At 35.3% G+C, this 2,026-nt stretch carries 2 protein-coding genes; both read right to left on the bottom strand.

The features are described 5' to 3' along the window. Positions 1-309: 309 nt before the first annotated feature. Positions 310-591, bottom strand: coding sequence for a helix-turn-helix domain-containing protein (locus V7183_RS23440; RefSeq protein WP_438825197.1), 282 nt, complete (start codon positions 589-591; stop codon positions 310-312). A 118-nt stretch (positions 592-709) separates the two neighbouring features. After that, entirely contained in the window at positions 710-1,816 is a 1,107-nt protein-coding gene (locus V7183_RS23435; RefSeq protein WP_335361007.1) for an SH3 domain-containing protein, read from the bottom strand. Between the last annotated feature and the right edge of the window lie 210 nt (positions 1,817-2,026).

Raw genomic sequence — 2,026 nt, 5'->3', positions numbered from 1 at the left:
GTTATATAGTATATATTATAAAATGACAAAAAACGACAGGAAAATACGTTTTTTCAAATAAATGTATTTTTCTTCAGGCACTTATAGTTAATAAAATTGGAGATTGAGAAGAATCGTGAGTTATATCTTTGAATATGGCTCTGGTGTGAAGGTTTTGAAATATTTGAATGTAAATAACCATTTGACATATTTACTGCACCAAATAACGTAACACTTGCATGGCGTCCATATGTAGGAATTTATTTTTATTCACCACGAAGAAACCAGGAAGTATGTAGGGCTTGATAGTCACGTATATGTGTTTCATCTTCATAGAACAGTATCATATCTTCCGATAAGTTTTTTTATCCAGTTCAGTTCTCGTAAGAACTTTTGTTGTTTCAGAGGATCTGCTTTTTTCAAACGATAAATGGGTCTTGTGTAAGTAAAGCCCCAACGGTGTAGCATGTCGCAAATTCCACCTCTAGACATAGAAACATGGTAACGCTCCTCTAAAAAGTATTGAAGGACACGCGTATCCCAATGTGTTTCAGGTCCAATCCCTTCTTGATTCGGTGTACTTTCTATAAAATTCTGGTGTTGGTTTAGCAATACTTCCCTTGAAATACCTAAGTCATATTAACAAGTTTTTTTAATGAGTTGCACTAACTCAAAAATAGAAGTCAGTCTCAATAAAGAGATCTGACTTCTATTTGGGTAACCACGATTATCATAGAACTTTTACTTTAACAGTTTGTCTTCCCCAATTCATAGCCTTACTTTTTGAACCTACTAAAACATCAATACGATTACCTTTTATTGCACTACCGGTATCACCAGCGATTGCTTCACCATAATTTTCTACCCATACTTTTGATCCTAATGGAATTACTTTCGGATCAACTGCGATCATTCTCATATTCGGATTTTTCGTTAAATCATGCCCCATCGCACTTAATACGCGTCCACCATATGTACCATTTTCACTTGGATCAGCAGTATACGCTGTCGCTACAACTGTTAATTCACGTTTACCCGACTGTGTGTTATTTTTAGATGCTTCTTGTGCTTTCGCTTTTGCTGCTTCTTGTGCTTTCGTTGCTTCCTGCGCTTTTACTGCTTCTTGTGCTTTCACTGCTTCCTGCACTTTTGCTGCTTCTTGTGCTTTCACTGCTTCCTGCACTTTTGCTGTTTCTTGTGCTTTCGCTTCCTCTTTCGCTTTTGCTGCTTCCTGTGCTTTTGCTTCCTCTTTCACTTTTGCTGCTTCCTGTGCTTTTGCTTCCTCTTTCGCTTTTGCTGCTTCCTGTACTTTTGCTGTTTCCTGTACTTTTGCTGTTTCCTTCACTTGCATTGCTTTTTTCGTTTTTGCTACTTCTTGCGTTTTCGATTCAACTTTCTTTTCAATTGGTGCTGTACTTGATAAGAAAGAAACATTTACATAAGCTGTTTTTCCTTTATACTCAAATTGTAGCCATCCATCTTTCACTTGATGCGTTGATTCAATTACATCGTCCTTTTTTAGTCTGCCAAGAACTTCTGATTCTGTATTTGCTTCAGAACGTACATTTAACAAGTTTGCTGTTACATGATAAAGATCTTTTGTAAACTCCGAACTTACAAATACTTCTTTGCCATTTAACTCAATTTTGGACCAGCTTTCTTCAGTATGTATGACATTTAACTTTTGTCCATCTTTTACTTTATCTACAACTTTTGATTCCGTTGTTGGCTTTTCACGTACGTTGAGTACATCCGCTGTTACGATAGTTTCCGCGGTAACAGATGTTGTAAAAGCTCCCAATCCAAGAACTGTTGCTGCGCCAATTATTTTTTTCATAATAGCCTCCATTGCGTTTTTTTGACTTCTATTATATCAAATTCTTCCATAATATTAGGAGATTTCACAGAATAACAAAACATTTGTAACAGTATATTAATATAAATTAATATACTGTTGTTAATAGATGCTCCTTTTACTCCAAGATTATCAAATTCTCATTTATCAGCAAATAAAAAAACGTCATTTTGAAAAAAGATTGATCAAAAT

Source organism: Bacillus sp. JJ1127 (assembly GCF_036965845.1).
In the GTDB taxonomy this organism is placed as follows: Bacteria; Bacillota; Bacilli; order Bacillales; family Bacillaceae_G; genus Bacillus_A.
Note: the sequence above shows the minus strand (reverse complement) of the source record. Positions and strands in the feature narration are given on the sequence as shown.

Excerpts from the sequence above, each read along its gene's own strand:
- V7183_RS23435 (WP_335361007.1), bottom strand. The coding sequence starts at position 1,816 with ATGAAAAAAATAATTGGCGCAGCAACAGTTCTTGGATTGGGAGCTTTT.